General features: G+C 53.0%; 19 protein-coding genes. 7 read left to right on the top strand and 12 right to left on the bottom strand.

Going from position 1 to position 25514, the window contains the following annotated elements; translation table 11 throughout:
• The first annotated feature begins 783 nt into the window (after window positions 1-783).
• Window positions 784-1686, top strand: coding sequence for a LysR family transcriptional regulator (locus tag DZE2538_RS03745; RefSeq protein ID WP_019844456.1), 903 nt, complete (start codon window positions 784-786; stop codon window positions 1684-1686).
• 81 nt (window positions 1687-1767) lie between these two features.
• Here DZE2538_RS03745 and DZE2538_RS03740 read toward each other — a convergent pair whose 3' ends face one another.
• The 8 genes from DZE2538_RS03740 to DZE2538_RS03705 all read right to left on the bottom strand — a co-directional run bounded on the left by DZE2538_RS03740 (window position 1768) and on the right by DZE2538_RS03705 (window position 13965).
• Window positions 1768-3015, bottom strand: a complete 1248-nt coding sequence (locus DZE2538_RS03740; protein ID WP_038915622.1) for an MFS transporter — start codon at window positions 3013-3015, stop codon at window positions 1768-1770.
• A gap of 699 nt (window positions 3016-3714) precedes the next feature.
• On the bottom strand, window positions 3715-4071 hold the full coding sequence (locus tag DZE2538_RS03735; RefSeq protein WP_038915621.1) for an Aca2/YdiL-like domain-containing protein: 357 nt from the start codon (window positions 4069-4071) through the stop codon (window positions 3715-3717).
• Between the two features lie 245 nt (window positions 4072-4316).
• Window positions 4317-4907: an RpoE-regulated lipoprotein gene (locus DZE2538_RS03730; protein WP_023638990.1), complete on the bottom strand. Its 591-nt coding sequence runs from the start codon at window positions 4905-4907 to the stop codon at window positions 4317-4319.
• A gap of 223 nt (window positions 4908-5130) precedes the next feature.
• Window positions 5131-6792, bottom strand: a complete 1662-nt coding sequence (locus DZE2538_RS03725) for an ABC transporter ATP-binding protein/permease (protein ID WP_038915619.1) — start codon at window positions 6790-6792, stop codon at window positions 5131-5133.
• On the bottom strand, window positions 6789-9593 hold the full coding sequence (locus tag DZE2538_RS03720) for a M16 family metallopeptidase (RefSeq protein WP_038915618.1): 2805 nt from the start codon (window positions 9591-9593) through the stop codon (window positions 6789-6791). Before DZE2538_RS03720 ends, DZE2538_RS03725 begins: the two co-directional genes overlap by 4 nt.
• A gap of 132 nt (window positions 9594-9725) precedes the next feature.
• Window positions 9726-12296 (bottom strand): TonB-dependent receptor plug domain-containing protein, encoded by a 2571-nt coding sequence (locus DZE2538_RS03715; RefSeq protein WP_038915617.1) that lies wholly within the window; start codon window positions 12294-12296, stop codon window positions 9726-9728.
• Between the two features lie 42 nt (window positions 12297-12338).
• A complete protein-coding gene (locus DZE2538_RS03710) occupies window positions 12339-13217 on the bottom strand; it encodes a TonB family protein (protein ID WP_038915616.1) in 879 nt (292 codons plus the stop codon).
• 322 nt (window positions 13218-13539) lie between these two features.
• Window positions 13540-13965, bottom strand: coding sequence for a GNAT family acetyltransferase (locus tag DZE2538_RS03705; protein WP_016942301.1), 426 nt, complete (start codon window positions 13963-13965; stop codon window positions 13540-13542).
• A gap of 221 nt (window positions 13966-14186) precedes the next feature.
• Between DZE2538_RS03705 and hemF the strand changes: the two genes are divergently transcribed.
• Window positions 14187-15125, top strand: a complete 939-nt coding sequence (gene hemF, locus DZE2538_RS03700) for an oxygen-dependent coproporphyrinogen oxidase (protein ID WP_038915615.1) — start codon at window positions 14187-14189, stop codon at window positions 15123-15125.
• Complete coding sequence (locus DZE2538_RS03695) at window positions 15122-15571, top strand: YaiI/YqxD family protein (RefSeq protein ID WP_023638985.1); 450 nt, start codon at window positions 15122-15124, stop codon at window positions 15569-15571. Before hemF ends, DZE2538_RS03695 begins: the two co-directional genes overlap by 4 nt.
• 54 nt (window positions 15572-15625) lie before the next feature.
• Here DZE2538_RS03695 and maeB read toward each other — a convergent pair whose 3' ends face one another.
• On the bottom strand, window positions 15626-17905 hold the full coding sequence (gene maeB, locus DZE2538_RS03690) for an NADP-dependent oxaloacetate-decarboxylating malate dehydrogenase (RefSeq protein ID WP_038915614.1): 2280 nt from the start codon (window positions 17903-17905) through the stop codon (window positions 15626-15628).
• Window positions 17906-18333: 428 nt separating this feature from the next.
• Between maeB and tal the strand changes: the two genes are divergently transcribed.
• The gene (gene tal / locus DZE2538_RS03685; protein ID WP_019844466.1) at window positions 18334-19284 is read left to right on the top strand and encodes a transaldolase; all 951 of its coding nucleotides are present in this window, start codon (window positions 18334-18336) and stop codon (window positions 19282-19284) included.
• Between the two features lie 66 nt (window positions 19285-19350).
• Here the strand turns inward: tal and nudK are convergent, their stop codons facing one another.
• The 3 genes from nudK to grpE form a co-directional block, all read right to left on the bottom strand.
• Entirely contained in the window at window positions 19351-19935 is a 585-nt protein-coding gene (nudK, locus tag DZE2538_RS03680) for a GDP-mannose pyrophosphatase NudK (protein WP_023638983.1), read from the bottom strand.
• 154 nt (window positions 19936-20089) lie between these two features.
• Window positions 20090-21325 (bottom strand): Nramp family divalent metal transporter, encoded by a 1236-nt coding sequence (locus tag DZE2538_RS03675; protein WP_038915613.1) that lies wholly within the window; start codon window positions 21323-21325, stop codon window positions 20090-20092.
• Window positions 21326-21650: 325 nt separating this feature from the next.
• Window positions 21651-22238 carry a nucleotide exchange factor GrpE gene (gene grpE / locus DZE2538_RS03670; RefSeq protein ID WP_019844469.1) on the bottom strand — a complete coding sequence of 196 codons (588 nt, stop codon included), beginning with the start codon at window positions 22236-22238 and terminating at the stop codon, window positions 21651-21653.
• A gap of 150 nt (window positions 22239-22388) precedes the next feature.
• On the opposite strand from grpE, the gene nadK reads away from it, so the two are divergent.
• The 3 genes from nadK to bamE all read left to right on the top strand — a co-directional run bounded on the left by nadK (window position 22389) and on the right by bamE (window position 25468).
• Window positions 22389-23267: an NAD(+) kinase gene (nadK, locus tag DZE2538_RS03665; protein WP_012883507.1), complete on the top strand. Its 879-nt coding sequence runs from the start codon at window positions 22389-22391 to the stop codon at window positions 23265-23267.
• 83 nt (window positions 23268-23350) lie between these two features.
• Entirely contained in the window at window positions 23351-25012 is a 1662-nt protein-coding gene (gene recN / locus DZE2538_RS03660; RefSeq protein ID WP_012883506.1) for a DNA repair protein RecN, read from the top strand.
• 111 nt (window positions 25013-25123) lie between these two features.
• Window positions 25124-25468: an outer membrane protein assembly factor BamE gene (gene bamE, locus DZE2538_RS03655; protein ID WP_012883505.1), complete on the top strand. Its 345-nt coding sequence runs from the start codon at window positions 25124-25126 to the stop codon at window positions 25466-25468.
• Window positions 25469-25514 lie beyond the last annotated feature (46 nt).

Genomic DNA, 25514 nt, shown 5'->3' with positions numbered 1-25514 from the left:
AGTGATTTTTTCATTGCACAGTTTTCATTGCACAAACTGTATTTCTTGCACAAATCTTATTTCTCACAAAAATTGTGCAAGCCGTCTTATTTCCCTCTTTTTCTTTTATTTTCTATGAGCACTACGTTTCGTAAAATCTTGCTAAATTATTATCTGTATGTAATGTACCCGGCAAGGGGAACAATAAAAACGTAATATAAGGTTTTCGTTGCAAACTTTATTGCAGGAAAAGACAGATTCCATTAGTTCAGGGTGTTGATGATTTGTTCTCTATTTTACAAAATCACCACATCACGATGCCGAAAGGCACCGTACCCAGCACCAAACCAGCAGAATAAAACAATGCGATTTTCTTCAAATTTATTTTTATAATTCGTACATAAAAATTATTTTCATGCCAACTTCCGCCATGAGAAAAAACAACACCCCATTATTGTGAGCTAGCCTGCATTCATACATGAGAAAGAAAAATGAGAGGACAAACTCCCTCTCTCTCCATCGTCGAATTCGCGTGGCGGGATACAACAGCGCCGTTTTCAATTAACAATCCATTTACCTTACTCTCCTGCATTTCGCACTAGGAAAAACATGCTATTTTGCACAAGGCCATAATAATATTGCATGCCGGGGTGCCGTAGCGCCGTACCATTAAAACACCGCCATATTTAGGCAACGGCCTGACACATTATGTGATTTAATCAGCGGCACACGGCAAATATTTGCAGTATGTTAATATTATTCGGCGACATTACTTCGCGCTGCATTAACTTCATGAGAATCAGAATGAATTTAAAACAACTGCACTATTTCAAGCGACTGGCAGAAAAGCAGCACTACACGGAAGCGGCATTCAGTCTGAACATTACGCAACCCTCGTTGAGCCATGCTATCTCCGAACTGGAAAAAGAACTGGGGGTCACCCTGTTTGAACGGCATGGGCGCAATGTTCGAATTACCCAGAGCGGGCAACTCTTTTTACCCTATGTCGAAGGTGCGCTACTTGAATTGGAAAATGGTCGCACAGCGCTGAGGAAAATGTGTGCGCCTCACGATGAGGTCATCAATCTGGCGTTTATTTACACCATGGGGGAAATGGTAGTACCGCAATTGATCGATCGTTTTATTCATATTCCAGAAAATACCAATAAACGCTTCGCTTTTTTTCAAGGCACCACACTGTCGATCGTGCAGGACCTCAAAGAAGATAAATTTGACATGGCGCTGTGCTCCCATATTCCGGACGAGTCAGACATTGAATTTATCCCGGTGATCAGCCAGGAGCTGGTGCTGGTGACCTCACGCGACCACCCGTTGGCGCAACGCGATGACAGCGAAATCGATCTGGAGGACGCCATCGCCTACCCGTTCATCTTTTTCTCCCAGAAAAGCGGGCTGCGGCAGTTCATCGACAAGATCTTCATGCAGAAAAAACTGATCCCCGAAATCGCCTGTTATGTGGAGGAGGATACGGCGATGGTGGGGCTGGTGAGCATCAACTACGGTATCGCGATCATGCCCCGTATCAGCACGTTGTCACTCTCCAACGTGCATGTCATGCGCATTCGCAATCCCGGCCAGACACGCTATGTCTATCTGGCAACGCACAAAGATCGTACCCTGTCACCGGCGGCAGAATCTTTTAAGCAATTCATCCTCAGTACCTGTCAGTCGTTAGCGTTAACATGATGGCGCTAGCGCCAGGAAACTGAACTCAATGAAAATACTCGCTTTCCGGTAAACATTGGCGGTATTGCACCGGTCTTGTGGTCAGGCTCCAAGCTGATTCATACTGACGGAACAGCGGCGGGCTTCCATATCGCGGTAGCCAATAAACAACGCGGTCAGGAAACCGGCCGCCGCCAGACCAACGTCAAACCACATAATGCTGGCAATACTGACTTGCGACAGCCGGGCCGTTACCAGCGGAATAGTGAATGTCGCCAGGCTACCCGCACTGTAATAAATAGCGGTGGCTTTCCCCTTTGCATAGGGAAAACGCAATGCCATCAGTGTTAGCCCCAGTTGTAACACCCCACCCGCCGCAGAAAAACCGATTACAAAGGCAAATATGATCACCACCTTCACACTGGGATAAAGGCACACCACTAACAACGAGATGAAAGACAGGAAAGTACAGCAGATCAACACCAGACTTGAGTGGGTGTTACTCCTCGCCAGTCCTGCGGTAATCACAACCCCAAACAGCGAGCCGATGGTGTAGATGCTGAGCAGCTTGATCGACATTTCATAAGGGATACCAACCACAAACTGCCCGTACTGCGACAGCCATTGGCTGATCAGGTAGAACGTTGCCATAGCGATGTAGCCGAATAAGGTAAAACTGGCAAGATCCAGCATGGCGCATGTATGGTGCTCTTTCTCCACCCGTGTCGGGCTACTCTTCGTATCAATCAGCCCTGTTTTATCAACCCGTTCAGCCCTATTGGGCTGTGAACGAGATGGCGGAAATGGGTATCGGAACAGACACACCGCGTTTAACATCATGATGCTGGCGGCGAGCAAAAACGACCAACCGAACCAGAGATCAGCCCACACCAGTATACTTATCACCAATGGCAGCAAAAATTGTCCGCCAGAAATAAACGCCTTGATCAGGATATTCGCTGTGCCTGGACTATCAGGAAACGCCTCCATCAGTGATGGATAAGTACCGGAATCCAGAAAACTGTTGGCCATTCCGGCAAGCACGCCAAAACAGTAAGCAACAACAATATTAGTCGTGCCGAGCACGCCCAAAAAGAACACCAGATAGCATGCAATACCAAGATAAACAAAAGGTTTCCGACCAAAGCGATCGGAAAGCGTTCCGGCAATCAGCAACAGACTCAGTCGACCGATACCCAACGAAGAGATGACGACGGAGACCCCAGCCGCATCGGTGTGCCATTGCTGTTCCAGGTGCTGCATATTCAGGCTCATCAGGATGACGCCCATGCCATGTACCAGATAATTGAGGTACAAGCCAAATGCCGTTGGTATATAGCGATTTTTCATACAGGACCTTCTGTTCAGAAAAGGATGCTGTCATTCAGCGGCATTTCCTTATTTCACCCGGATCCCCATTCATCAATGGGTACCACACAGAGGGTGGAGCGCAACCTTCTCACGGCAAATCACCTGGCGTCATGCAGACAAAAAAGTCACCGTTTTGTCTGCCCTAAAACACATTTAATCTCAGATATTCAATACTGCTCTTATGCTATCAACTCATTCTTAAAATAAATAATTCCTTTTTTATTCACAATTCATAGATTCTTTCTATAGTAGAATTTTATGAGCCAATGCACATAAAAAACGAATCACTCTATTTTATCCACACAAATAAAAAACAAAAACGCAACATCCACATTGTTATTTAACAATAGAAGTCCTGTCATGCTTTCATTATGAATAAACCGCGTTCACAGTCACCATATAAGTAAAATGCAAGATAGTATGTTTCTTTTATAGAAATAATCTTTCGTTATTCACTCTTCACACCAGTGGGTCGCTATTCACCACGCTGATTTCAATATCGTTTCAACGGTCAGATTTCACTCATGGAAAGACGCCTCACACATTGCTGTCAGGCCGACAATCACATCCGTGACACGCATGCGCCACACACCATTCTTCCGTGCTGCGCCCTTATCTGGCGCACAATAATCATGTGTCTGGCGGCGTATAAAGGTATGCCTTGTTACTCGAGTGTTCTTAGCACAATCGCTCCAAATCACGTGAGTAAAGCTCGTTGGCAACAGATTGATACACTTTCCATTCCAGAAAATCCCCATCCGTATAAACGGCAAGGAAATCATTAAAACTACTAAATGAACGCATGGTGTTATTACCAATTCTGTTATTAATTTTTTCAATTATTGCGCTGATTCTCTGCCTTCTCTCCTTTTTCATTGATTCAAACTTTTCAACAATCAGCAAAGGTATTTCCCTTTCGCCGTTCTCCCACATTACCCACTGTTCGTTATTTCCATCCTCAGCAATATAGTACGCAGCCTCATCCACACTTAATAGGAAAAGCTGGCGCATTGCCAGTAACTCAAGATGATTCATAATGTATTACTCCACAATAACTCGGGTGAGAGAACGATTAAATATCATCTTCATTCTTAAGACGGTATGATCATTATCACACTATCCTCAATAAAATAGGGCTTCAATAAAATAGTACAGCACTCAATGATAATATTTTAAAGGAAGAAAAGTCGTGTGCAGCTAGTGAGGTATAAATCGAGTATCAAAAAAAAAGCCGGAACAGTATTGCCCCGGCAAGTACATTTACGAACGAGTCCGATAAATTATTCCCGGCCCTGAGCATGCCAGACAATCTTCGAAACCTTCCAGTTTTTAAGAATATCGTCGGACGGCATCAACCCTTCCGGGCCATTCCAGTCGCCAGAGAACAGGTAGCTGACGTGTTTCCCCTGCGGTGCCACACACTCCACGCTGCGGGCATCCGCGCCTTGTCCCGGCTGGCAAACGCCAAACGCTTTACTGTACAGTGAGCTGAACTCATCACCGATTTTTACGCCCCACTCGCTGGTAACAGCCTTATCCATCACGATCACCTGCTTCACCTGGCCTTTCGGCGCGCCGCTGATTTCCAGCCTGACGCTGTCATCCTTAAGCGCTTCATAGATAGAGACCAGTTTGCCGTTACGGGTTTCCATACCGCCACGCAGGCGATAATCGCCATTCAGTGCCTTGTCCAGTTCAGACTCCAGCATAGGAGTAGCGGCATTAATATCACCCACGCCTGCGTCCGACACCGTTAACCGATGACCGAACCAGTTAAACGGCGACAAACTGGACCAGGAAAAACTGGAAAGGGTGCTGCACCCTGCCAACAACAGCGGGAAAGCCAGAAACAACGGACGCACTTTTGTCACACTCGACTCCTCAACATAAAACGGTGCCGACTCACAGTCGTCAGCCCTGATGTGCTGGCTGTTGGAGTCTGCCCCCGGCAAAAAGTGCCGTAAATATTCGCGCGGGGTTATCCACGGCGCGCACAATGGCGCCAAGATTACCACTGTTCAGACTGGCCGGGGACCATTTCAACCTGATAAAACGTTCATCAGATAAAAACGCCGCCGACCAGAAGGAGAACGATCAGCGAAACGCCGCCAGATCGATGTGGTAGTGGAACAAATCAGCCAGTTCCTGCTGGTGAGTCACTGCAATCACGGTGCAATCCGGCAATGCCTGGCGGATGACGCCCAGCAAGTGTCGGGCAGCCTGCGGATCAAGATGGCTGGTGGCCTCATCCAGATACAGGTGATCCGGGCGATTGATCAGCGCCCGTGCCAGCGCCAGCCGTTGACGTTCACCACCGGAGAAAACCCGATCCCAGTTCATCTGCTGCTGTAACCGCTCACCCCAGTCACCGAGACCAACCTGCTCCAGTACCTGACGCAACGTAGCCTCATTATCCAGCGGCGCGTGCGGATAACACACCACCTCCGCTAATGTCCCCTGCCCCAGATAGCTCTGCTGCGGCAGCAACAGCGGTGTACCGCGTCCCACCTGCCAAGCCCCTTCGTAATAGGGCCACAATCCGGCCAGCGTACGCAACAGCGTCGATTTTCCCAATCCGCTGTGACCGGAAAGGCAGTTCCAACTGCCGGGTACGCACTGGAAGGTCACGTGATGTAGCAACCGCCGCCCCTGCGGTGTGGAGAAACTGAGCCGTTCGACATGCAGTTGATCCCCTTGCACCAACGGCATCGCCGTATCCTGATGCGCGTCGATTTCTCGCCGAAACTGATCCAGACGCGTCATGCTGGCAGACAGCTCTACCAGTGAGTAGTACACCCGAATAAACCAGCTCAGTGCGCCATGTACCTGACCGAACGCGCTGCGGATCTGCATCAAACCGCCCAGCGTCACCGTCTTGCTGAGAAATGCAGGCAACGCGGCGAATACCGGTACGATCAGGCTGACACGGGTATAGCCGACGGTGAACAGGCCCAGATTACGCTCGGCGTTCATCAATGCGCGCCAGTTACTGACAATCGAAGCAAAATAGCTGCCGAGTTGGCGTTTTTCCTGCTGCTCGCCGCCGTACAGCGCAATCTGCTCTGCGCTGTCGTGCTTGCGTAACAGTGAGGCACGGAAATCGGCTTCCGCCTGCTGCTTATGGTAATTGATACCGTGCAGCCGCTTGCCGATCCACTGGGTAATCAAACTTCCCAGCAAGGTATAGAGCACCGAGACCCACACCAGATAACCGCTGACCGTGACGCTGTGCCCCCACAACGTAAACTGCTGCACACCGGACAGATCCCACAGGATCACCAGAAACGAGCACAGTTGGGCGAACGTGATGATAAACGACACGGACAGCCGTACCGTTTGGGTGACGAACAGGTCGACATCCTGCGCGATACGCTGATCCGGGTTATCCACCTGACCACTTAACGACAGGCGATAAAACGTGCGTTTCGCCAGCCAGCTATCGATAAACGCCGCCGTCATCTGTTCACGCCAGCGAATGATTAACAGTTTGGTCAGCCACTCCTGATACACGAAGATACCGATATAAATCAGGATATAGAGGCAATATTCTTTGATAAGACGGTAAAGCAGACTGCTATCGAATGCTCCCAACGCATCATAAAAGGTCTTGCTCCAGTCATTGATACGGACGTTGAGGTACACAATGCTGCCGCCCATCGCCACGATCGTGGCCAGCAACAACCAACATGGCCAGTAACGCCGATCAAGCCAGAATGGACGGCATAACAGGGCAAACGCCTGCAGAAAGGTGCTCACGATTTTTTCTCCTGCGGCAGCGTGATGTTCGGCAATGTGGTGTTCGGCAGTGTGATGTACAACACCTGATTTTGCGGATGCCACAGCCGGGACGCCGCGTCACGCACCGTTTCAACGGTGATCGACGGTGCCAGGCTATCCAGTTGGGTCAGATAGCGGGGATCGTGATAATTGCGGTAACTCAGTATCAGCCGGGACATCAGGGTGGTGATGTCTTCCTGACGGGCTCGTTCGCTGTGAATAAACTGTTTGCGCTCCTGTTCGACATCCTGCGGTGTGATGCGCGTCGCCAACGTTTCCAGCACCTGCTGGGCGTTATGCCTCAACGCCTGCGCCCGTTGCGGCGAAGTGGTGAAACGCAGCACTGTTTCAATGCGCTGGCTCTTATCATTCAGGCGGCTTTCCATCTTCAGGTTGTACACGCCCTGCGCCTCATCCCGCAGGCTGGCCTTGAGATAACGCGCCGCCAGCCGGGCGGCGATGTTCACCTGCACCGCCTGCTGCGGCGTCCAGGTTTGGGGTGAAAAACTCCACAGATAAACATCCGCTCTCGGCTCCAGATTGATGGCAGAAATGCGCTCGCGCTTCCCTTCCTGTGCCAGATATTGCGGGCTTTCCCCAACGGACTGGCGAGGCAGTGATGCCAGATAGCGCTCCACCAGTGGGCGCAATTGCTCTGCCGGTAAGTCCGCCAGCAGGTAATAGGTTACCGGTGCCGCCACCGTCTGCCGCCACTGTTGCGCCAGTTGTTCGCTGGTCACGGCATCCAGTTGTACTGGCGTCGGGAAAGGCACACCGGCTTTGCCAAACTGCAATTCGGCGCTCTCCCGCTCCCGCTGGGCGCTAATGCTCTGCTCGCGGGTACTCTGCTGACGTTTTAGTGTCGCCAGGCTCTCGCGGAGATCGCTTTCGTCGATACTCGCCGACCGATTCATCACGTGATAAAGATGCAGCAACGCCTCCAGCTTATCGGGGCTCGTACTCCCGCTCCAGCGCAGTTCATCTGGCTGATAATCCAGACTAAGGGAGAGTTTTCGTGCTTTTTTCCAGTCGTTCAAATCACGGCCTGTCCATCCCGCAGGCCCGCTTTGGCTGATCAACTGGGCAGCAAGCTGAGACAGCCACGGTTCACGCCCCGGAGCCATAAAACCAGCAGACGACAGCATGGTCAGTGAGACTGTTTTGCCAGCCTGAGGCGTGCGTAGCCACACCAGACGATCACCGTTGGTCAGTTGCCACTCTTCCACCTTCTGCTCCGGGAAGAGACGTACACCAGCAACCTCGCCACGGCCTTCGCCCGGCTGCAGTACTGGCGTAACCCGCGTCACCGGCAGTTGTAACGGTGCCAGCTCACGCTGCGCGACCGACTGACGCTGTTGCTCAATCGCTGCCGCGGAAGGCGGCGTGAATGGCAGGCTACCGGGAACACTGAACTGAACCAGTTGATCAGGCGACGACAACCAGCGTTGCAGGCAGGCGTTGATATCATCGGCCGTGATGGTTTTCAGTACCGCCAGCGCCTGTTGCCCCAGTTGTTGCTTGCCGATGTAAGGACGGTCCTGCTGCCAGGACACCACCAGTTGCTGTACCCAATCGGAAAACTCGCGCCGCTCTGGCGTCGCCGCCATGTTCTCCGCCGATTGACGTAACCCGTCCTTGATTGCGGTGATATCCGGCTCGTAAAGCGGATAACGCTGCAAGCGGGCAATTTCCTGCAGCACGGCGTCAATCCCTTGCTGATGTCCCTCCGGCAGCACCGAAGCAAACAGCCCCAACGCTACCGTGGTAGTGCCGATATCAGATTTGCGCACCACCAGACTGCTGACTGCCGAAGACGAAGAGAGCGGCTGACGCTGCACCTGCTTACTCAGGGCATCCAGCGTTATCTGGTTAATCAGACGGCGGCGCATCCCCTCTTCCCCTGTTGCTTTGGTCAAGGCATCATCAAAACGGAACACGAATGACACCTGGCTAACGCTGCTTTGGCTGTCTTGCAAGCGCACCACATGCAGTTGCGGGCGCAACGTCGGCTCATACGACGGCCGCGATGGGATCGGCGTGTCCGGCAGACTCCCCATCACCTGCGAAATCGCTTGTTTTACCTGCTCGGGCTGCAGGTCGCCTATCACGATCAAGCGCATATTACGGGGGTGATACCAGCGATCATAAAAACGGCGCAGCACCGTCACCGGCGTATTCTGAATGGAGGTTTCAGTGCCGATAACCGGTCGCTCGGGATAACGAGAACCATGCCTGATGGCAGCGACCCGCTGCTGATTCATGCGCTCTGCGACCCCGAGCTTGCCGCGCCACTCCTCCAGAATCACCTGACGCTCGCGCTGCCAGTCCTCCGGTTCGAAACGCGCGTGTCCGGCTATCTGCGCCAACACGTTCAGCGCCAACGTCAGCGAGGCTTTACCCGCTGGCGGACTCAACATGTACATCGTGCGTTCGTAATTGGTCATGGCATTGTAGTGCTGCCCACGGATCCAACCCTGTTGCCCCAGCGTTTGTGCCAGTCCGGTCGGATAATCCTGTGTCGCGCGAAACACCATGTGTTCAACCATATGCGCTACGCCGGATTCGCCGTCCTGCTCATCCAACGAGCCCGATTCGACCAACAGCCGGATATCCAGCCGTTGTTGTTGACCGGCTAACGGCACAAGGGTGTAACGCAAGCCATTAGCCAGTTGCCCTTCGGTGATCACCGGTAACGGGCTGGTAACGGTTTGCGCTGATGCCAGCGTACTGAACAGGCACAAGACGATGATGCCAATCCAGCGTGATGTCATTTTTTTCATCAATTACTCAATCATAGATATATGAAACAGACAAAATAGTTCGATAAACCATTGTGTTACTGCCAGGTAATCGTGTTACTGCCGGGAAAGGGTATTACCGCCGGGGAAAGCACTATGCCCGGCGGCAAGCCATTACCAGTTGTACGCAACACCCAGCCAGAACTGGCGTCCCAACTTGTAGGTCACCGTATTGCCGGTAGACTCCTGCGAGGTGGCGATCACGTTGTCGAACACGTTGATCACATCCAGCGTCAGATCCAGCGACTGGTTTTTGTAGGTCGGCAGCGAGTAATTGAAACGCCAGTCATAAGAGAGGTAATCCTGATATTTGTGCTCGGTATACAACGTGGCGCTACCGCTGTAATCACCACAGGCACTGACACGACTGGTGCTGCCGGAGCAGGTTACGCTGGTGGTGCGATAGCCTTTGTAGCCCGAGGTATAGGTCAGGTTATGATCCCAGTTCAGGCGAATGGCCGGGAAATAGGTATTGACGTTCAGTGCAACCGACCACGGCGTGTTGTAGTCCAGTGCATCCATGTCACGGCGATCGGTCAGGCGTCCTTTAAAGATCACCTTGCTGTCATCCATGTTGCTCTGGTCGTAATAAATCTGTGAGCTGGTCTTGTTATCCGCCATGCTGGCGCTGAGTCCCCAGCGAATGTCCGCGTATTTCAGTTTATACGGGCTGATCGGTTCTACCGTCAGCGACACGGTATTGCCTTCGGTACGGGCATCGTTGGTCAGGTAGTAATAGCGTTGACCGCTGCTATCGGTTTGGCTGCTGCGGCCAAACTGGTCACGCCCCTGGCGATTCACCCATTTCAGCGTCCAGACGGTGTCATACACCCGTTGCGACAGCCCCAACGACAGCTCATCGCTGTACGGCGTTTTCAGGTCGGAAATATCGTAGTCATATGTGCCATAGCTGGTCGTGCTGCTCGTCCAGGCGCTGTTGGCGTTGGTTCGATTCTGCACCACCGACTCGTTGATTCCGGAACGCAGTTTGTACGCCAGCATATTCTGGGCGTAGTAGCGGTTGGCACCGCCAAAAACACGGGTAGCACGATCGCCAAATACATCGTAAGAGGCCGCCAGACGCGGGGCGACATTGAGGTTTTTCAGGTAGTCGTCATACTGCAGGCGCACGCCCGGCGTTACCTCCAGGTTCTTGTAGCTGACGCTATCTTGCAAATACAGCGCATAATTCACGTAGTTCCCTTCAACCTGACGCGCTGGATACAGCGTGCGGCTGCGGAAATACTGTTCGCGATTGATACAGAACGCATCGCCAGTCTGGCACACAACGCTGGTACTGATAGTTGGCGTGCTGCGGCTGGTATACACATCGCTAAAACGGCGGTATTGGGCGTGATAAGAATCGACCTGCCAGCCCATATCCCACTGATGGCTGGTTCCCCATAACGCCAGTGGGTTTAGCTCGTAATCCTGTTTGAAAGTGAAGGTGCGCTTCTCGGTGGCATACTTACCATAGCCGCCGATCCCGGATAACTGCGAGGTATTTCCCGCCACACCAGTTCCCCAATCCACAACGTTGGATACAAACCTGGATGTCCGGTTATAGCGATACCAGGACTGGTAAGTATCCGCTTCGTGTTCAATACGGTTTTCTTCAGACTGATACCCAGCAAGGCTGCTGACTTTTCCCCAGTCGGCGTTGTGTTCCCATTCGATATTGCCGCGATAGCCGCCGCCGGTATTGGTATAACCGCCGTTTTTAATGTCTTTCTTGTAATAGCCGGACTCATGCGGCGCGTACATCCCGGTAAGGCGAAAAACATCGCCGTTATCCGCCAGATAAGTGCCTTTAAGCAAATAGGTTTCCGCCTCACGAGTCTGTGTGACCCATTCATCCATCACACTGTTGTAAAACGGAATGGTCGACTGCTGACGGTTATAGGCAAAAATAAATCCGGCTTTATCGCTTAATGGCTGATTAAAGGTGGCCGAATAAAAATGCTTGCGGAATTTCGGCTGATAATAGAGCTGACTGGCGGAATAAAAGTCACCTTCAATATCATCGTCAATGTGATAACGGGCCCAACTGTCGCGAGTGGTGCGATAAGAAATTTTTCCGGAAGCGCGATCCAGTTTCGGGTCTTTTAATTTGGCATCGACCACACCGCCGGTAAAATCACCATATTTCGCAGAGATATTACTGTCGAATACCTGTAACTGCTCGATCAACTCCGAGTTAACCCAGAAGGATTGCGCACCACCGGCAGGCAAATCCGTTGGCGAATAACCATCAGGCGTATTAGTCAATTGACCGTTATTGGCTCCTGGGTTAATGACATTATTATTGGATAACCCATCGATCATGTAGTTATTCTGGTAAAACTTTTCACCATGGAAAGACACGTTTTCCGGCGCCAATTCACCTGGCGTCGTACTGCTATCAAGATCATTTGAAAACCGTACATTAGGGTTGGAACGCAGTAATTCAGTAACGCTACCGTTACGCGTCGGCCGACGCTGAATCTGATCGCTATTAATAATTTGCGTTCCCATACTCTGGCTGGTGGGCGTGGAACGCACCAGAATCGTATCTTCATCGGCTGGCTTTTTTTCTGCCGTCACTGGTTTATCCGTAGCGGTATTTTCCGCCTGCGTTGTCTGTTCGGCAGCCGTCACCGTTGATGATACGCCCAGTATCATCATCAAATAGAGATGCTTATTCATGTCAGTATTTCCTGTACCCTGATGATATTGAAAAGAAAACAATCAATTCTGAAGTTCGATATGACCACTCAATCGAAAAATGACTGACACGGTCTGATCGATGGCGGGTGAGCCCGCCTGATAACGCCAGCGCGCCATATCTTTGATAACGTCGCTGCTGAACATGCCGTCGGGGTTTTCCGATAGCACCCGAATGTTGGTCACCGTGCCGCTGGAGGTCACGTCAAAGCGCAATCGCACCTGACCCTCCACCCCCATTGAACGTGCCCGAACCGGGTAGCTCACACGGCGCTGCAACGCCTTGAGCACGTCGTTTTGACTACTTCCTGCGCCACGACTGGCCTGCCCTTGAGTACTTTCGCCCTGCGGCGCAGCCTGACCGCCCACCGATGCACTGGCGGACACCGGCGCGGTAGCACGATCTCCCTGCCCGGCAAACGGTGCTTCAGCCTTCACCGGCGTATCCCGGTTATCACTGAGCACCGCCGTCGGCATGTTTCGGACATCAGTTTTTTCACTCGCTCGCACCGGTGTGGCATCAACTGGTGTACGCGGCGGTTCCCGTGGTTTTTCCGGTGGTTTTTGCAGGCGCGTTTTCGCCACAGTCTCAGCCGACACCGTACGCACTACAGCGCGTTCATTGACAGGCACCACCGACGCAGCAGCAACTGCGGTTGTTTCTGGAACGGTAGGTGTTGCCGGCTCGGTAACCGGTTCGACACTCGGGGAAGGTTCAGGGTGTGAAGAAAACAGCCGCACCGAATGAGGCGAAAATGACGTGACATGCATACTTGCCGCACTTTCCCCGGCACGCCCGGCCTGCAGCACAACCTGTTCACGAGACACCACGCCCCACAACAAGGCCCAGAGTACCGACAGGTGTACCGCGACAGACAGCAGAAAAGAATGCGTAACTTTCAAAGTAATACCATGTTTTATTTATAAAAATAATCATCGAGCCATGAACAGGGCAACGGTATGCCACCCTGAACTCCCCAATCGGCCCACACAAATGTAAATAATTATTGATAATGGTAATTATTTTACAAATGATATTCATTATCAACAAATATTTGTAGCGAGGATGTTGATAGCGTGCAGAACGTGGAAAAGACAACAGAAGAACGTGGCGCAAGAGCGCATACAGCAAGAGGAGGCGAAAGGAATGCGGCCGATAAGCGCAGGAAAATCAGGCGAGCTGGCATCGCCTCGTAGTTATCAGCCGATGATGCACCAGCGGGATTTAATACTCCTGATCTTCAATCAAACGCTTGCCCAGCGTAATGCTATCGACCAGGTCGTAATTCATCTTTTCATACATGCTGATGACGGCCGTGTTGTTCTGGCGCACCATCAGGTGAATCTTCGGGCAACCACGTGCGATCAGTTTTTTCTCCAGACGGCTGATCAGGGCATTGGCGATACCGCGGCCACGGTAATCAGGATGAACACCCAAATAGTAGGCAGAACCGCGATGCCCGTCGTATCCGCCCATCACGGAACCCACGACCTCACCACCCACTTCCGCCACCAGAAACAGGTCGGGGTCATGGTTGAGCTTACGCTCAATATCCATTTCCGGATCGTTCCAGGGACGCAGCAAATCACAACGTTCCCAAAGGGTGATCACTTCTTCAAAGTCATCTTGCCTGAATATGCGGATTTCCATTGCTGCTCGCCATCTAGAGTCAATCGGTTATTCCTGATTATCCCGCGATTCATCGCAGACGCAATATCTCCGTCATACAGTTTTCAACCGCTGGCTGATAATTCACGCCAGCGACATTTTCAGCAATGGGCGACGTTGCGAAGTCCGATATACTAAGGCCAGAATCAGCCCGGGCAGGAAATCCGCCCTCACTGCCTTTTACTATCATGATAAGGGACATTATGAGTTCACCGGACACCAACGCTATCAAGCAATTTCTGCTCGGTTTGCAAGACACCCTGTGCCGACAACTGGAACTGGCGGACGGCACCGCCAGCTTTATGGAAGACGCCTGGCAGCATGCCTCCGGCGGTGGCGGGCGCAGCCGTGTTCTGCGTCAGGGGCGCGTATTCGAACAAGCTGGCGTCAACTTCTCTCACGTTTCGGGCGCGTCGCTGCCCCCCTCTGCCAGCACCCATCGTCCCGAGCTGGCAGGACGCAGTTTCCAGGCGATGGGCGTGTCGCTGGTTATCCATCCGCTTAACCCTTATGTGCCAACCAGCCACGCCAACATACGCTTTTTCATCGCTGAAAAACCGGGCGAACCAGCGGTATGGTGGTTTGGTGGCGGGTTTGATCTCACCCCGTTCTACGGTTTCGAAGAAGACGCCGTCCACTGGCACCAGACCGCGTTTGATTTGTGCCAGCCATTTGGCAATGACGTTTACCCGCGTTACAAGAAATGGTGCGATGATTACTTCTTCCTCAAACACCGTAACGAAGCGCGTGGCGTCGGCGGCCTGTTCTTTGATGACCTCAATACGCCGGATTTCGACACCAGCTTTGCTTTCATGCGCGCAGTCGGCGAAGGGTTCCAGCACGCCTATCTGCCTATCGTCAATCGCCGCAAAGATATCCCGTGGGGCGAGCGGGAGCGTCAGTTCCAGCTTTACCGCCGGGGCCGTTATGTGGAATTTAATCTGGTATGGGACCGGGGGACCTTGTTCGGCCTGCAAAGTGGTGGGCGTACCGAATCTATTCTGATGTCGATGCCGCCGCTGGTACGCTGGGAATACCAGTACCAACCCGAGCCAGACAGCCCGGAAGCCTCGCTGTACCGGGACTTTTTACCCGCTCGCGACTGGCTTAGTGTCTCAACATCGCCGGAGTCTCACGAATGAGTGCCATCTGGGTCGATGCCGACGCGTGCCCTAACGTCATTAAAGAAGTGTTATACCGTGCAGCCGATCGTACCTCGACACGGCTGACGCTAGTGGCCAATCAGCCGCTCAAAACGCCACCTTCGCCACACATCCACAGCCTGCGCGTGGCCGCAGGGTTTGATGTCGCGGATAACGAAATTGTGCGTCGTGTTCAGCCTGGCGATCTGGTGATCACCGCCGATATCCCGCTTGCCGCTGAAGTGCTGGCAAAGCAGGCTATCGCCCTTAACCCACGGGGTGAACGCTACACAGAAGATACCATCCGCGAGCGGCTGACCATGCGGGATTTCATGGATACGCTGCGCGCCAGCGGTGTACAGACCGGTGGCCCGGCGGCATTAAACCAGCGTGACCGCCAACAGTTCGCCAACGAACTGGATAAGTGGCTCCGCCAGCAGGCGTAAAAAAACCGGCGGGTCACCCTGCCGGTTTCGTTGTTCTCACTGTAATCAGGACGATTACAGCGGTGCGGTCTGTGCTTCCACAACAGCCAGTGCGACCATATTGACGATACGACGAACAGAAGCAATCGGCGTCAGGATATGTACCGGTTTCGCCACGCCCATCAGTACCGGCCCGACGGTCACGCCTTCGGAAGAAGAAACACGCAGCAGGTTATAGCTGATACGCGCGGCTTCCATGTTCGGCATGATCAGGATGTTAGCCGCCCCTTTCAGCGGGCTGTTCGGCATCTGTTCACGACGAATGGCTTCCACCAGCGCGGCATCGCCGTGCATTTCACCATCGATCTGCAACTCCGGCGCCATCTTGTTCACCAGTTCCAGCGTCGCACGCATTTTCTTCGCCGTCGGCGAATCAGAGGTGCCGAAGCTGGAATGCGACAGCAAGGCCACTTTAGGCTCGATACCAAAACGACGTACCGTGTCGGCGGCCATCAGCGTAATTTCCGCCAGCTGTTCTGGTGTCGGATCCGGGTTGACGTAGGTATCGGCGATAAAGGTGTTACCGCTCGGCAGCAGCAACGCGTTCATCGCGCCAGCTACATGCACACCGTCACGGTAGCCGAACACTTTCTCTACCACACCGAAATGCTCTTCGTAATTACCGACTGTCCCGCAGATCATCGCATCCGCTTCACCGCGATGGACCATGATAGAGCCAATCAGCGTCGGGTTAGCGCGCATCTCACGCTGCGCCTGTTCCTGAGACACACCACGGCGCTTCATCATCTCGAAGTATTCAGTCCAATAGGCTTTGAAGCGTGGGTCGGACTCGTTATTGACCACTTCGAAGTCTTTACCAATGGCTATCTGCAAGCCCAGTTTCTGAATACGTTTTTCGATAACACCAGGGCGACCGATCAGCACCGGGAATGCCAGCCCCAGCGACACCAGTTCCTGCGTCGCATGTAGTACGCGCGGGTCTTCCCCTTCCGCCAGTACCACACGTTTTGGCTGGGTACGGGCCTGAGCGAAGACTGGCTTCATGAACAGGTTGGTTTTGTAGACGAATTGCGTCAGCTTCTCGATGTAATCATCGAAGTTTTCAATCGGGCGGGTTGCCACGCCGGAGTCCATCGCCGCTTTCGCTACCGCCGGTGCAATCTTGATGATAAGACGCGGATCAAACGGTTTCGGGATCAGATATTCCGGCCCGAAAGAGAGATCCTGATCGCCATAGGCAGACGCCACCACATCGCTCTGCTCCGCCAGCGCCAGGTCTGCAATCGCATGCACGCAGGCCAGCTTCATCTCTTCATTGATGGTGGTTGCCCCAACGTCCAGCGCGCCACGGAAAATAAACGGGAAGCACAGTACGTTGTTAACCTGGTTCGGGTAGTCAGAACGGCCAGTACAGACGATAGCGTCCGGGCGCACTTCTTTTACCAGCGGCGGCAGAATTTCCGGTTCCGGATTCGCCAGCGCCATGATCAGCGGGCGCGGTGCCATGGTTTTCACCATGTCCTGAGTCAGCACACCTGGGCCAGAACAACCGAGGAAAATATCCGCGTTCGGGATAACATCCGCCAGTAAGCGGCTGCCATTATCGTCAATCGCATAGGCCGCTTTGGTTTCCGCCATATTGGCTTCACGACCCTTGTAGATAACACCGCGGGAATCACACACCACGATGTTTTCACGTTTCAGGCCCAACGCCACCAGCAGATTGAGGCAGGCAATCGATGCCGCGCCCGCACCGGAAACCACCAGCCGGACATCGGCAATCTGTTTTTCTACCACGCGCAGCCCGTTGAGTACCGCTGCGGTACAAATGATAGCGGTGCCGTGTTGGTCGTCGTGGAATACCGGAATCTTCATGCGCTCGCGCAGCTTCTGCTCGATATAGAAGCATTCCGGGGCCTTGATGTCTTCCAGGTTGATACCACCGAAAGTCGGCTCCAGTGCGGCGATCACATCGATCAGCTTGTCAGGATCCTGCTCATCCACTTCGATATCAAAGACATCGACGCCGGAGAACTTCTTGAACAGTACCCCTTTACCTTCCATCACCGGTTTACCGGCCAGTGCGCCGATATTACCCAGCCCCAGCACGGCGGTACCGTTGGAGATCACCGCCACCAGATTACCGCGCGCGGTGTATTTGTAAGCGGCCAGCGGGTCTTGCGCAATTTCCAGACAAGGCGCGGCAACGCCCGGTGAGTAGGCCAGCGCCAGGTCACGCTGAGTTGCCAGCGGCTTCGTCGGGGAGACCTGGATTTTTCCCGGCACCGGATATTGATGGAAGTCCAGTGCGCTTTGCTTGAGTTGTTCATCCATAGCTAATTACCTTGTCTTCTTGCTTTGTTTGTAGGGTAGTGGGCTACCCAGTCTATCGTGTCTGTCATTTGCGAAACCATGAAGCATTACAAAATCCGCGCCGGAATACCGCTTAATATAGTTAATTAATGAGAGTGAAAATCACTCAGCGGCATACCTCCCCACAAGCTGTGACAACGCGTATATCCGCGATAACCCCGCGTGATGCGCCGGGCAAAAAAAGCAGAAAATGCCAGAAAAAACGCCACTCACCCCTCAATTTATCCAACCCGACGGCAGATGGCGTACAGATTAGCTATGCTTAGCCAGTGTTACGGCATGACGGGGTCAGCTCTGCCGATGGCTGCGCAATCAGAAAAAACGCATGTCATTCCACCACAGAATCCTGCAGTGTGATTCCGCCAAATTTATCTTCAGGGAGCTAAGCCATGAACCAGCTAGACGCATTGAAACAATTCACTGTGGTAGTGGCAGACAGCGGCGATATCGAATCGATTCGCCACTTTTCACCGCAGGACGCTACCACTAACCCCTCACTCATTCTGAAAGCCGCCAGCCTGCCTGCGTATCAATCACTCTTTGCCGATGCACTGGCGTATGCCCGCCAGCAAGGCGGCTCGAAAGAGACACAACTCATCAACGCCAGCGACCGCCTGGCGGTCAACATCGGGACGGAAATTCTCAATAGCATTCCTGGGCGAGTCTCCACCGAAGTTGATGCCCGCTTGTCGTTTGATCGCGGTATGTGTGTGGCGAAAGCCCGCAAACTGATCGCGATGTATGAGGAAAAGGACATCCATCGCTCGCGTATTCTGATTAAGCTGGCCGCCACCTGGGAAGGGATCTGCGCCGCCGAAGAGCTGGAAAAAGAAGGGATAAACTGCAACCTGACGCTGCTGTTCTCGTTTGCCCAGGCTCGCGCGTGTGCCGAGGCGGGTGTCTATCTGATTTCGCCGTTTGTCGGCCGTATTTACGATTGGTATCAGGCCCGACAGCCTTCTGCCGACTACAACGCCGAACAGGACCCCGGCGTACTGTCCGTACGACGTATTTACGAGTACTACAAACAGCACCGCTACCGCACTATCGTGATGGGGGCCAGCTTCCGCAAGGTGGAACAAATCCTGGCATTGGCCGGATGCGACCGTCTGACCATCGCCCCGGCGTTGCTGGAACAGTTGAAAAACAGCACCGCCCCGGTAGAACGTCGGCTCAGCCCGTCAACCGAAGGCTTCCATCAGCCAGCACCACTGTCGGAAACCGAATTCCGCTGGCAGCACAATCAGGATCCTATGGCGGTAGAAAAACTCTCTGAGGGTATTCGCCTGTTTGCCGCAGACCAGCAGAAACTGGAAGATCTGCTCGCCGCCCAGCTATAAGCCCGGCGGAATCACCAAACGACACGGGGCCTGTCGGCCCCGGATGTGTTTACCGCATCCTACCGGTTAACGGGCGTTGGCGAACCAGCCGTTAATCTGCGCGTGCTGCAACAACATGATGGTTTTGCCATCCTTAATACGGCCATCTTTGACCATCGCCATCGCTTCACTGAATGGCAACTCCAGCACTTCGATATCTTCGTCTTCCACACCACCGCCGGAAGTCCGTTTTTGCGTATCGTCGTATTCCGCCGCAAAGAAGTGTAGCAGCTCGGTGACACCACCCGGCGACATATAGGCTTCAAACAGCTTTTCCACCTGACCAATCCGGTAGCCGGTTTCTTCGATAGCCTCATTACGGATGCACTGCTCAGGTGATTGATCGTCCAGCAGGCCAGCACAGGCCTCCAGCAACATCCCGCTTTCATTACCATTCAGATAGGTCGGCATCCGGAACTGACGGGTCAACACCACCGTTCCTTTGGCCCGGTTATACAGCAAAATAGTCGCGCCGTTACCACGGTCGTACACTTCCCGCATCTGACGCACCGTGCCGCCGTTTTTTCGCTTCAAATCGAACACATATTTATGCAAAACGAACCAGTGATCAGATAACAGCTTCTTCTCAACGATAGTAATCGGCGCGGACATAATGGTATCTCGGTATCAAAAATCAGCTTCAGATAATAGGCCGGGCATCACCCAATTGCACGTGATCATCCGGTGAAAGCAAAAAGTCAGACACATAAAAACAAAACGCCCCCGACACGCGGAGGCGCAATAATGAGTGAAGAACCGGCGGGCATTATCCCAGTAATGTATCCACAACCAGATACAGGTTGAGCGCAACCACCATACACACGATGACCTTACCGGTATTCTGTACCCGGCGACTGTTGACCAGGTTTCCCATCAAATCGCGGTCACCGGTAAACACCAACAGTGGGATCAGCGCCAGAGCAATACCGAAGCTCAACAACACCTGACTTAATACCAGCACCCGGGTCGGATCCATACCGCACAGAATCACGATAAATGATGGCAGCATGGTCACCACACGGCGAACCCACAATGGAATATGGAAGCGCACAAACCCTTGCATCACCACCTGACCGGCCAGGGTTCCCACCACGGTAGAAGACAGACCAGCCACCACCAGACTCAGACCAAAAATGGTTGCTGCCGCCTGCCCTAACAGGGGTTTGAGCGTCAGATAGGCCTGATCCAGCTCTGCAATCGAGGTATTACCGCTAAAGTGAAACGCCGCAGCCGCTGTCGCCATCATGGCCAGATTGACAAACCCGGCGATAGTCATCGCCACCGCAACATCCACCTTGGTGGCGGAATAACGCTCAGCACGGGTGATGTGACTTTGCTGCTGTGTCAGCGACGAATGCAGATAGATAACATGCGGCATGATGGTGGCACCCAGCACACCGGCCGCCAGTAATACTGCATCGGAACTCGGCAAACTTGGCACCACCATGCCTTTTGCCAGCGATGCCAGTTCAGGACGAGAGAAGATCAATTCAACGATGTAGGCTGCGGCGACGAACATCAGTAACCCGCCGATCACCATCTCCAACGGTTTTTGCCCGCGTTTTTGCAACATCAGAATCAGAAAGGTGGCAATCCCGGTCAGGACCGCGCCTTCCAACAACGACACGCCAAGCAGCAACTTAAAGCCGATAGCCGCGCCGATGAACTCGGCGAGATCCGTCGCCATCGCAATGATCTCGGCTTGTATCCAGTACGCCCAGACCACAGGTTTAGGAAAACGATCGCGAATATGCTCCGCCAGATTCTTGCCGGTCGCGATCCCCAGTTTGGCAGAAAGCAACTGGATTAACATCGCCATCAGGTTAGCCCATACCACCACCCACAACAGCTGGTACCCGTAAGCAGCACCCGCCTGAATATTGGTGGCGAAATTACCGGGATCGATATAACCGATCGCCGCGATAAAGGCCGGCCCCATCAGCGAAAGTTTGAGCTTTCTTGACGTTCGGCTGACTGATTCCACTACACGACTCCCCGGCATATGAGTAACCCTTCTAATGCTATTGTTTTGCTACTGTCGCAAAGTTGATAATGATTATCAAGTGCATTTAGAATGAAAGAAATGATTGCTCTGATAGGTAATGATAATGAAGCATCTGCTTGGCAAGTAACACAGGTTTTAACACGTAAAGATTAACAAAATATAAACACAAAAACGAACAATAAATAACGGACTAACGAATTTGTTTCACAACATGGCACGGGGAAAAGTGGTAAGAAAAGCGGGAAGGAAAACGAGGGAAGAAACCGTAACACAGACACCCCGGGAAGATGCCGTTGGCCGCTTCCCGGAGCACGAACAGACGTTACTCTTTTGCTTTAGACACGGCGACCATCGCCGGACGCAACAAACGACCGTTCAGGGTATAACCTTTTTGCATCACCATCATCACATGGTTTGGTTCATGCTCGGCAGATTCAAGCAGTGTCATCGCCTGATGTACGTCCGGATTAAACGGCACGTTCACCTCAGCCACCACCTCAATGCCGAACTTGCTCACCGCAGAAAGCATCGCTTTTAGCGTCAGCTCAACCCCTTCAATCATGCCGGACAGCGCTTCGTTCGACTTATCCGCCATTTCCAGCGCACGCTCCAGGTTATCAATCACTGGCAGCATTTCTCCGGCAAACTTCTCCAGAGCGAATTTATGCGCTTTTTCCACGTCCAGCTCGGCACGACGACGGACGTTCTCCATCTCGGCACGGGCACGTAATGCGTTTTCACGTTCACGTTGCTGAAGCTCGCTCAGTTGCGCTTCCAGTTCGGCGATACGTTCTTCACGCGGGTCAGCGACATCCGTCGTCTCTGGCACGGCATCCGCTTGCTGACCTTGCGCTGCTTCCTTTTGATCCAAGACTTGCTCGTCAGGCGACTTCTGTTCTTTACTACTCATGAAATTCTCCGCGTTTTTCGCATTCATCTCGCTAGTTCGCTTATTATGGGGATCAAAACCGGGGTTTCAAGGGAACCACTCACATATTGGTCTGATTACCGGTCCGAAAACCGTGAGCTGCCGGTGCGCCTATGAGGACAAACCACCCAAATGAACAGAGCGTTTAACTGCATTGGTATTGTAGGTCATCCACGTCACCCACATGCATTGACCACCCATGAAATGCTGTATCACTGGCTGCGTGCGCAAGGATACAAGGTCGTGCTCGAACAACAGATCGCCCGCGAATTGCAGTTGACGGAGGCCGCCACCGGCAGCCTGTCGGAAATTGGTCAGCAGGCTGATCTGGCGGTGGTGGTCGGCGGTGATGGCAACATGCTGGGCGCAGCGCGGGTGCTGTCGCGCTACGATATCAACGTCATTGGCGTCAACCGTGGCAATCTCGGGTTTCTCACCGACCTCGACCCGGACCACACCCAGCAGCAACTCAGCGAGGTGCTCGCCGGGCGTTACATCCGCGAACAGCGTTTCATGCTGGAAGCACAGGTGTGCCGCGCCAATCACCCCAACAGCAGTAGCACCGCCATCAATGAAGTGGTGCTACACCCGGGCAAAGTGGCACACATGATTGAATTTGAAGTCTATATTGACGACAAGTTCGCCTTTTCCCAACGTTCCGACGGCCTGATTATTTCAACCCCCACCGGCTCCACGGCGTATTCGTTATCCGGCGGTGGCCCCATCCTGACCCCATCACTGGATGCGATTGCGCTGGTGCCGATGTTCCCGCATACCCTGTCGGCAAGGCCGTTGGTGATCAACAGCAGCAGTGCCATTCGGCTGAAGTTTTCCCACATCACCCAGGATCTGGAAATCAGTTGCGACAGCCAAATTGCACTGCCAGTTCAGGAAGGTGAAGAGGTCCTCATCCAGCGCAGCCAGTATCACCTGAATTTGATTCACCCAGAAAATTATAGCTATTTCAATACATTAAGCAGCAAGCTCGGCTGGTCCAAAAAATTATTCTGAAAGTGGCGATTGCCTCTTTACTGTACAAAAAACCAGTCTATACTGTATGTAATAACAGTTGTTGTTACATACAGGACACTATCATGCTGGCGCAACTCACAATCAGTAATTTCGCCATTGTGCGCGAACTGGAAATTGATTTTCAGGCAGGGATGAGCGTCATTACCGGTGAAACCGGGGCGGGAAAATCCATTGCTATTGATGCTCTCGGCCTGTGTCTCGGCAACCGCTCTGATGCCAACATGGTGCGCCCTGGAGCCACTCGCGCTGACATCTGCGCCCGCTTCTCGCTGACGGATACCCCCGCCGCGTTACGCTGGCTGGAACACAATCAGCTTGATGACAACAACGAATGTCTGTTGCGCCGCGTCATTAGTGCCGACGGCCGCTCTCGCGCCTTTATCAATGGTACGGCGGTGCCGTTGTCGCAGTTACGCGAACTGGGCCAGCATCTGATTCAGCTCCACGGCCAGCACGCGCACCAGTTGCTGCTCAAGCCGGAACATCAACGCCATCTGTTGGATGCCTACGCCGATGAATCGCAACTGCTTGGTGCCATGCGCCAGATGTGGCAGCAATGGCACCAGAGCTGTCGCGAACTGGCACAACATCAGCAGGCCACCATCGAGCGGGAAGCGCGCCGGGAATTGTTGCAGTACCAGCTCAAGGAGCTCAATGAATTTACCCCTCAACCGGGTGAATACGAGCAGATCGATGTCGAATACAAGCGGCTTGCCAACAGCGGGCAACTGATGTCACTCAGTCAGCAGACGCTGCAAATACTCAGCGAAGGTGAAGAGCAGAACGTACTTGGCATGTTGCACAGCGCCAAACATCAGTTATCGGAACTGATCAGCATGGATGAGGCGCTCTCCGGGGTGTTTTCCATGCTGGAAGAAGCCAGCATTCAAATTAGCGAAGCCAGCGATGAGTTGCGCCATTATTGTGACCGCATGGACCTGGACCCTATCCGGCTCTACGAACTGGAACAGCGTTTGTCGCGCCAGTTAACGCTGGCACGTAAACACCACGTCACGCCGGAAGAATTGCCTGCGTATCACCAACAGCTGTTGCAGGAACAACAACTGCTGGAACAGCAAGAAAGTGACCACGACGCCCTGAACCGAGCGGTGCAGGAGTACCATCAACAGGCCCTGCATGTGGCGGAGCAGTTGCACATCCGGCGCAGCCAGCACGCCAGTGAACTGGCACAATTGATTACCACCAATATGCATGAACTGGCTATGCCACACGGCCATTTCACTATTAACGTCACCTTCACACCAGATTCGCTGACCGCCACCGGTGCTGATCACATCGAGTTCTGTGTCACCACCAACCCCGGCCAGCCACATCAGCCGCTGGCTAAAGTGGCATCTGGCGGGGAACTGTCGCGTATCGCACTTATTATTCAGGTGATCACCGCCCGCAGAATGGATACACCGGCGCTTATTTTTGATGAAGTGGATGTGGGCATCAGCGGCCCGACGGCAGCTATTGTCGGTAAAATGCTGCGCCAGCTTGGGCAATCAACCCAGGTCATGTGTGTGACCCACCTTCCACAAGTGGCTGGTTGTGGTCATCACCACTACTTTGTCAGCAAACATACCGACGGTGAAGCAACAGAAACCCTGATGCAGCCATTGGGTAAACGTGAGCGGTTGCAGGAACTGGCGCGTTTGCTCGGCGGTTCGGCCGTCACCAAAAACACGCTGGCAAACGCCAGAGAATTACTTGCAGCCTAGTGAGGATCAACTTTTTCGAATTCCCGCGGTCTTACAGACGTCTTGCAGGTTTTCAAGTCAGGCAAGGTCTATTATCATCTGCAACCTATGCCCTTAAGGAATGTAATCACTATGCGCTGTAAAACGCTGACTGTCGTCGCTGCGGTGGTTGTTGTTATGTTGACTGCTGGTTGTTCCACACTGGAGCGTGTCGTCTATCGGCCTGACATCAATCAGGGTAACTATCTGGCCCCCGCTGACGTTGCCAAAATTCATAATGGAATGACCAAACAGCAGGTCATCTATACGTTGGGCACCCCAATGCTGCAGGATCCGTTTGGATCAGACACCTGGTACTACGTCTTCCGTCAGCAGCCAGGGCATGAAGCCGTGAAACAGCAAACGCTGACGTTGACCTTCAACAGTCAGGGTGTGCTGACGAATGTGGATAACAAACCCACGTTACAGGCGCAGTAAGTGAGCAAGTCTGGCGAAGCAGCCCTTCGCTGGAGTAGTCCTTCGC

The sequence above is a fragment of the Dickeya zeae NCPPB 2538 genome (assembly GCF_000406165.1).
GTDB classification, from domain to species: domain Bacteria; phylum Pseudomonadota; class Gammaproteobacteria; order Enterobacterales; family Enterobacteriaceae; genus Dickeya; species Dickeya zeae.
The sequence above is the reverse complement of the archived record's forward strand: the minus strand, read 5'-3'. Positions and strand labels throughout refer to the sequence as shown.